We start from the raw sequence: 6660 nt of genomic DNA, 5'->3' as shown, positions 1-6660 counted from the left end.
TCTCGCAATCCTCGCCTACAAAGCGGAAGAAGCTGGTAGGCGAGTCATCAAGGTAGACCCCAAGTACACCAGCCAGGACTGCCCGGTGTGCGGCCATAGGGAGAAGAAGCCTCTCTGGGTGCGGGCGTACACCTGTCCCCAGTGTGGGGCGCTTCTCCACCGGGATGTGGCCGCTGCCCAAAACATCCTGGCTAGGGCCTGGACGGGGCCTTCGGGGGAGACCCCGCGTGCTTTCCCGCAGGGAAACACCCCGAGAAGCCCCGGACTTTAGTCCGGGGAGTCGTCACGGACAGGGGTTAGAGGAGATCTCCAGGCTGTACCGCCCGCTATTCTCCTCGTCAAACCCGGCCCGGGCCAGACCCCGGTCACGCACCACGAGAAGGGTGGCTGGGCTGATCTGGGCGCAATTCATCACGGGATCCAAGGTCAGGGGGTTGGGGTCTGCGGGGGAAAGGTAGAGGCGGGCCACCAGGTCCAAGGGACCGGAGTAGGTAAGGCGCAGGTACCCCGTGGCCGAGGCCACGTCATAGCGGTCAAACTCGCCCACGAACTCTATGGCCCCCTGCTTGGTCCCGGTGGTGAAGGCTTCCCCGTTTCCTGCAGGGTTGGGGGTAAAGGCGTCGGCGTACAGGGTCACCTGGTCCTCGCTTAAGGCGTAGTTTTCCACCCTTAGGTAAAAGACCTGGCCTTCCTGGCCCTTAAAGTTCAGGCGGTACCCGAGGTCGGTGGTGATCTGGGGCCGTAAGGAAAGGGGCGCAAGCTCCTGCCTGGCGGCAAACCAGTTCCGGGCCACGCTCACCGCCTGCACCACCCCCTGTTGGTCCAAAAGCACCAGGCGAAGCCGGGCCCTTAGTTGGAGATCGGCGGAAACCGCACTTACCCGCACCGCCCCATCCTGAGGAAGAACGATACGGTACACCCTCACCCCGGGGCGGAGCTCCCCACCGCTTTCCTGGGCAGGGGGAAGTTGGGCAATGACATCCCCTCCTACGGGCAGGTCCCCGCTCACCGGTGGAGCGCCTTGCAGGTTACAGGCCGTAAGCACCAAGGCCACAAGGCCGGCAAGAAAACCCCTGGCTATTCCTGGCCTATCCCACCACATAAATCCCCCTTCTCCTTAAGGATACCTAGGGAAAGGGGGAAGGAGCTTAGGCTTTCTTTAGGCTACTCCAAAACCCCCAGGTAGGCGTAGAGCTCGGGCCCGCCGGGAAGGATCTCCACCACGAGCCCCGGGAACTTCCTGGCCACTTCCTCGGCCTTTTCCTTGGGGGTGTTGGGACCCAGGAAAAGGGTGAGGATCTCCTTACCTTCCCCGGCCAGGCGGATAAGGCCCTCCAGCACCTCCTCGGGGGTTTCCCCCATGAGGACCAGCCTGCCATCTAGAAGCCCGATGGGCTTATCCTTCAGGACCTTTACCCCGTCCACCTCGGCGTCCCGGCTGGCCCAGGTGACCTCGAGGGTCACCGCCCCCTTCATGGCTTCCTCCATCTCCGGAAGAAGCTCCTCCGCTTCCACCTCGGGAAAGTAGCGCACGGCCGCCGCCAGGCCCTGGCCCAGGGTGCGGGTTTTGAGCACGTACACCTCTTTGCCTAGCTCCTTAGCGAGCTCCGCCGCCTTCTCCGCCGCCAGGAAGACGTTGGGGTTGTTGGGCAGGAGGATCACCTTGGGGCTGGCCACGCTCCTGATGGCGGAAAGCAGGTCCTCCACGCTGGGGTTTTGCGTCTGCCCTCCCGCCACCACCCGGGCCCCCAGGCTGCGGAAGACCCGACTCGGGCCATGCCCCAGGGCCACCACCACCAGGCCCGTGGGGGGAGGGGCTTCCTCCCCGGCCCCCGCCATGGCCAGGATCTCCGTGTGTTGCTCGGTCATGTCCTCCACCTTGGTGCGCACCATGCGGCCGAAGCGGGCCACGGTGGCCAGGAGGCCATCGGGGTCGTCGGTATGGATGTGCCCCTTCATATAGCCCTCGGCCCCCACCAGAAGCAGGGAATCCCCGAAAGGCGCCACCACCTCCCGGATCCGCTCTACGGGCACCTCCACCCCCTCCATGAGGAACTCGGTGCAGTAGCCAAACTCCTCGGTGGCGAAGGCGGTCTGGGCGTAGCGCTCCACCTTGGGGGGCTCGGGCAGGGGGAGCCTAAGGAGGTATCCCCGGATGCCTTCCAAAAAGCGCACGTACCCCGCACCCCCAGCGTCCACCACCCCCGCCTGCTTCAGCACGGGAAGGAGGTCCGGGGTCTTCTCCAGGGCCCTTTGGGCTGCACCAAGGGCATTTTCCAGGGTTTCCTCGAGGGTCTCCCCTTGGGCCCCTTCCCCAGCCGCCCGGGCCACGGTGAGGATGGTGCCCTCCACCGGCTTCATCACCGCCCTATAGCCGGTTTCCGCCCCCAGGCGCAGGGCCTCAGCCAGGGTGGGAGCATCCAGCACCTCCTTTTTGCGGAGGACCTCGCTGAACCCCTTCAGGATCTGGGAAAGGATCACCCCGCTGTTCCCCCGGGCTCCCAAAAGGCTCCCGTAGGCGATGGCCCGGGCCACCTCGGGCATCTTGGAGGTGTCGGCCAGATCCAGCTCCCGCCGGGCGGACTGGAGGGTGAGGTGCATGTTGGTGCCCGTATCCCCATCGGGGACGGGGTAGACGTTGAGGGCGTTGATCTCCTCCACGAACACGGAAAACCAGTCCGTGGCATAGCGGAAGGCCTCGGCCACTTCCTCCGGCCTTAGGCTACCCACGCCCCACCCCCACCACGTGCACCCGCACCTGGGAAAGCTCCACCCCGGCCAGTTTTTTGGCAGCAAAGGCTACCCGCTCCGCCAAGGACTCCACCACCGTGGGAATCCGGGTCCCCACCGCCACCACCACGTAGAAGTCCGCCGTGTACTTACCCGGGTTGGCAGGGTCCTGGCGCACCACCACGCCCTCGCTGGCCTCCTGCCGCCCCAGGATGCGCACCACCTGGTCCTTAAGCCCTGCCGGAGCCATCCCCACCACCCCCGGCACCTCATGGGCCGCCAGGGCCAGAAGGGAGGCCAAAGCCCTTTCGGTTACCGTCACCCGTCCTTGCATCCTACCTCCTTAGGGCCTCCTCCGGGGGAGTATAGGGCAGGCCGAAGGCCTCCGCCACCCCGGGATGGGTGAGAAGCCCTTGGTGGGTGTTCAAGCCCCTAAGAAGAGCGCCATCCTCCAGGAGGGCTTGAAGGCCCTTCTCCGCCAGCTTCAGCACGTAGGGGAGGGTCTGGTTGGTGAGGGCAAAGGTACTGGTCCTGGGCACCGCTCCCGGCATGTTGGCCACCCCGTAGTGCACCACCCCTTCCACCACATAGGTGGGCTCGGCGTGGGTGGTGGGGCGGATGGTCTCCACACATCCCCCTTGGTCCACGGCCACATCCACGATCACCGAGCCCTCCTTCATGAGGGGAAGCATATCCCGGGTGACCAGCTTGGGGGCCTTGGCCCCCGGCACCAAGACCGCCCCGATGAGGAGGTCGGCGTGCTGGATGCTCTTCTTGATGTTGGCCTCGGTGGCGGTGAGGGTGATGACCCGGCCCCCAAAGATATCGTCCAGATACTGGAGGCGCTTGTGGTTCACGTCCAGGATGGTCACCTGGGCCCCCATGCCCAAGGCGATCTTGGCGGCGTTGGTGCCCACGGTGCCACCCCCCAGGATGACCACGCTGGCCGGGGCCACCCCGGGAACCCCCCCGAGAAGTACCCCCCGCCCCCCGTGGGGCTTCTCCAGGAACTGGGCCCCCACCTGGGGGGCCATGCGCCCCGCCACCTCGCTCATGGGCACCAGGAGGGGCAGGGAGCCATCGGGAAGCTGCACGGTTTCGTAGGCTATCCCCGTGACCCCGCTTTGCAGCATGGCCTCGGTGAGAAGGCGGTCAGCGGCCAGGTGCAGATAGGTAAAGAGGATAAGCCCGGGGCGCAAAAAGGGATACTCCTCAGGGAGGGGCTCCTTCACCTTCACCACCATCTCCGCCCCCCAGGCCTCTTCCCGGCTCACCAGCTCGGCCCCCGCCCGCTCGTACTCGGCATCGGATAGGCCGGAGCCCACACCCGCCCCCCGCTCCACCAAGACGGTATGCCCCCGCTTGACCAGGCTTTCCACCCCACCTGGGGTCATGGCCACGCGGTTTTCCAGGGTCTTGATCTCTTTGGGTACGCCGATCACCATACTACGCCTCCTTGACAAAGACACGCCTTATCTTGAGCTTGAAGCCATCCCCCTCGGCGATGGCTAGAAGCCTTCTCCGGGAATCCACCAAGGCCACGTAGCCCAGGGCGGGAATGGGCAGCGGAACCCCCTCCAAAACGCGCCGGGCCTCGGTGTGGGAAAGCTCCACCACGGGAAAGGGCAGAATATCGGTTTCAGGGATGGCCTTTTCCGGGGAAAGCTCGGAAAGCTTCACCGCCCGTTCCAGCCCCACCTTGCCGATACGGGTGCGCACCAACCCCGAGAGAAAGGCCTTGGTTTTGAGCCTTTCCCCCAGGTCCCGGGCAAAGGCCCGCACATAGGTGCCGGGGCCCACCACCAGGCGGATCACCGCGGTGGGGTAAGGCCCCAAGGGCCTGGGAAGCTCCACCTTGCGCCCGCCCTTTTCCGCAAGCCGCCAGCCCTTGGCCGAAGGAGCGATGGGATGGGGTATGGGTTCAGGATCCAAGGCCAGGAGTTCCACCTCCAGGTACTTTACCGGCCTCGGGCCAAGCTCCAAGGGCTTCCCCTCCCGAGCGGCCTCGTAGGCCCTTTTCCCCCCCACCTTGATGGCGGAGTAGAGGGGAGGCACCTGCTCCTTGAGCTTCAAAAAGGAAGGGAGAACGCTTTCCAAGTCCTTGCGGTCAAAGCGCACCGGCGCTTCCTCGCTCACCGGCCCTTCCGCATCCAGGGTGGGAGTGGTGGCCCCGAAGGAAACCCAAGCGATGTACTCCTTGTCCTCCCCCGAGAGGAAGGGAACCAGCTTGGTGCTCTCGTCGGAAACCAGAAGGAGAAGGCCCGTGGCCAGGGGGTCCAGGGTTCCCGTATGCCCCACCCGGCGGGTACCAAGAAGGCGCCTCGCCTCCTCCACCGCATCATGGGAGGTGAGGTGGAGGGGCTTGTCCACCGCATAGAGGGCCATGCCTAGGGGATTGTATCACCACCCGCCAGGGGAAAGAATGGAGGCATGGACCTAGAAGGCCGTTACCCCAGCCTTTCCTTCACCTGGCCCCGGCCCGGGGTGCTGGAGATCACCCTAAAAGGGGAAAAGCTTAACGCCTTGGGCCCCGAAGCCCACCGGGACCTGGCCCGCATCTGGCAGGATTTAAGGGAGCTGGAAGGGATAAGGGCGGTTCTCCTAAGGGGCGAGGGTGGGGTCTTCTCCGCCGGGGGTTCCTTCGCCCTCATCGAGGAAATGCGCTCCTCCCACCAAGCCTTGATGCGGGTCTTTTGGGAGGCGAGGGAGCTGGTGCTCGGGCCCATGGACTTCCCCAGGCCGGTGGTGGCCGCGGTGGAGGGGGTGGCGGTGGGAGCGGGGCTGGCCTTGGCTCTGGCCAGCGACGTGGTGGTGGTGGGCAAGAAGGCCAGGCTTCTGGACGGTCACCTTAGGCTTGGGGTGGCAGCCGGGGACCATGCGGTCCTCCTGTGGCCCCTCCTGGTGGGCATGGCCAAGGCCAAGTACCACCTCTTCCTGAACGAGCCCCTGACGGGAGAGGAGGCGGAAAGGCTGGGCCTCGTGGCCTTGGCTGTGGAGGACGGAAGAGTTTACGAAAAGGCCCTCGAGGTGGCCACGCGCCTGGCCGAAGGCCCTAAGGAGGCCCTAAGCCTCACCAAGCACGCCCTGAACAACTGGTTCCGCACCTTCGTGCCCCACTTTGAGGTGTCCTTGGCCCTGGAGTTTTTGGGGTTCCAAGGAGAAGCATTGGAAGAAGGGCTACGGGCGCTTAAGGAAAAGCGCAAACCCCAGTTCTAGCATGGAGAAACCCCTGCGCCTACAGGCCTTCCTGGCCCGCGCCGGCGTGGGAAGCCGCAGGAAGGCGGAGGAGCTTATCCGCCAAGGCCGGGTGCGGGTGAACGGAAAGGTGGCCGTCTTGGGGCAAAAGGTGAACCCGGGGGACGTGGTGGAGGTGGACGGGAAACCCGTGGAACCCCCCCGGGAAAGGATCGTCCTCGCCCTCCACAAGCCCAGGGGCTACACCACCACCCGCCATGACCCCCACGCCCAAAAGACGGTCTATGACCTTCTGCCCAGTATCCCGGGCCTGCACCCCATAGGCCGCCTGGACCGGGACTCGGAGGGGCTCCTCCTCCTCACCAACGACGGCCACCTGACCCTCCGCCTCACCCACCCCCGCTACGGGGTCAAGAAGGTCTACCGGGTCTATACCGAAAGGGGCACCCTACCCCTGGCCATTTGTCAGCGGCTTTTAGAGGGAGTGGACCTCGAGGATGGCCCTGCCCGGGCCCTGGCCTGCCGGCCAGCTCCCGGGGGTGCCCTCCTCACCCTGGCGGAGGGCCGGAAGCGGGAGGTACGAAGGATGTTGAAGGCCGTGGGCTACCCGGTGAAGAGGCTCATCAGGCTCCAGGTGGGACCCATCTACCTGGGCCACCTACCCCCGGGGAAGTGGCGGCGACTTTCGCCAAGGGAGGTGGAAGCCCTTTTACGGGAAACCCCGGTAGAATAAGG

The 6660-nt window shown here is 65.4% G+C and carries 8 protein-coding genes; 3 read left to right on the top strand and 5 right to left on the bottom strand.

The annotated features are described in order from the left end of the window. Positions 1-271: zinc ribbon domain-containing protein (locus F604_RS12600; protein WP_026328991.1), on the top strand; the 271-nt coding region annotated here is incomplete at its 5' end. Between the two features lie 12 nt (positions 272-283). Here the strand turns inward: F604_RS12600 and F604_RS0105340 are convergent. From F604_RS0105340 to truB, 5 genes are all read right to left on the bottom strand, one after another. Then, positions 284-1102, bottom strand: coding sequence for a hypothetical protein (locus tag F604_RS0105340; protein WP_019550741.1), 819 nt, complete (start codon positions 1100-1102; stop codon positions 284-286). Between the two features lie 62 nt (positions 1103-1164). Further along, positions 1165-2730, bottom strand: coding sequence for a DAK2 domain-containing protein (locus F604_RS0105335; protein WP_019550740.1), 1566 nt, complete (start codon positions 2728-2730; stop codon positions 1165-1167). Next, positions 2723-3064: an Asp23/Gls24 family envelope stress response protein gene (locus F604_RS0105330; protein ID WP_019550739.1), complete on the bottom strand. Its 342-nt coding sequence runs from the start codon at positions 3062-3064 to the stop codon at positions 2723-2725. The genes F604_RS0105335 and F604_RS0105330 overlap by 8 nt, the downstream gene beginning before the upstream one ends. Before the next feature lies 1 nt (position 3065). Continuing rightward, entirely contained in the window at positions 3066-4175 is a 1110-nt protein-coding gene (ald, locus tag F604_RS0105325) for an alanine dehydrogenase (RefSeq protein WP_015718118.1), read from the bottom strand. Position 4176: 1 nt separating this feature from the next. Then, positions 4177-5115: a tRNA pseudouridine(55) synthase TruB gene (gene truB, locus F604_RS0105320; RefSeq protein ID WP_019550738.1), complete on the bottom strand. Its 939-nt coding sequence runs from the start codon at positions 5113-5115 to the stop codon at positions 4177-4179. 45 nt (positions 5116-5160) lie between these two features. Between truB and F604_RS0105315 the strand changes: the two genes are divergently transcribed. Further along, positions 5161-5946, top strand: coding sequence for an enoyl-CoA hydratase/isomerase family protein (locus F604_RS0105315; protein ID WP_019550737.1), 786 nt, complete (start codon positions 5161-5163; stop codon positions 5944-5946). A 1-nt stretch (position 5947) separates the two neighbouring features. Then, on the top strand, positions 5948-6658 hold the full coding sequence (locus F604_RS0105310; RefSeq protein ID WP_019550736.1) for a pseudouridine synthase: 711 nt from the start codon (positions 5948-5950) through the stop codon (positions 6656-6658). The last annotated feature ends 2 nt before the right edge of the window (positions 6659-6660 follow it).

This window comes from Thermus scotoductus DSM 8553 (genome assembly GCF_000381045.1).
GTDB lineage: Bacteria > Deinococcota > Deinococci > Deinococcales > Thermaceae > Thermus > Thermus scotoductus.
This window is presented reverse-complemented; position numbering and strand designations above follow the sequence as displayed.

Bases quoted from the DNA above. Each gene is read 5' to 3' on its own strand.
- F604_RS0105340 (WP_019550741.1), bottom strand. From the start codon at position 1,102: ATGTGGTGGGATAGGCCAGGAATAGCCAGGGGTTTTCTTGCCGGCCTT.
- F604_RS0105330 (WP_019550739.1), bottom strand. From the start codon at position 3,064: ATGCAAGGACGGGTGACGGTAACCGAAAGGGCTTTGGCCTCCCTTCTG.
- ald (WP_015718118.1), bottom strand. From the start codon at position 4,175: ATGGTGATCGGCGTACCCAAAGAGATCAAGACCCTGGAAAACCGCGTG.
- truB (WP_019550738.1), bottom strand. From the start codon at position 5,115: ATGGCCCTCTATGCGGTGGACAAGCCCCTCCACCTCACCTCCCATGAT.
- F604_RS0105315 (WP_019550737.1), top strand. From the start codon at position 5,161: ATGGACCTAGAAGGCCGTTACCCCAGCCTTTCCTTCACCTGGCCCCGG.
- F604_RS0105310 (WP_019550736.1), top strand. From the start codon at position 5,948: ATGGAGAAACCCCTGCGCCTACAGGCCTTCCTGGCCCGCGCCGGCGTG.